Genomic DNA, 353 nt, shown 5'->3' with positions numbered 1-353 from the left:
CCGCGTAGGCGTGCTGCGCCTGCGCCTGAAGGCCGCCGATGGTCACGCCCTGCCGCGCTGGACGCCGGGCTCGCACATCGACCTGCAATGCGGCGACACAGGCCTGTCGCGCCAGTATTCGCTGTGCGGCGACCCGCAGGACACCGGCAGCTACGAGATTGCCGTGCTGCGCGAGACCAACGGCCGTGGCGGCTCGGCCTGGGTGCATGAGCATCTGCACCGCGGCGCCACCGTACAGGTGCGGGGCCCGCGCAACCATTTCCCGCTGGACGAAGGCGCCAGCCACCTGATCCTGGTGGCCGGCGGCATCGGCATCACGCCCATCTCGGCCATGGCACGGCGCGCCAGGGCGC

1 protein-coding gene is annotated in these 353 nt (G+C 72.2%); it reads left to right on the top strand.

The genetic code is table 11. The features are described from left to right. On the top strand, window positions 1-353 hold a 353-nt coding region (locus L995_RS00325), incomplete at both ends, for a ferredoxin reductase (RefSeq protein ID WP_197065088.1).

Origin of the sequence: Delftia sp. ZNC0008 (genome assembly GCF_000799035.1) — a bacterium.
GTDB classification, from domain to species: Bacteria; Pseudomonadota; Gammaproteobacteria; order Burkholderiales; family Burkholderiaceae_C; genus Comamonas; species Comamonas tsuruhatensis.
The sequence above is the reverse complement of the archived record's forward strand: the minus strand, read 5'-3'. Positions and strand labels throughout refer to the sequence as shown.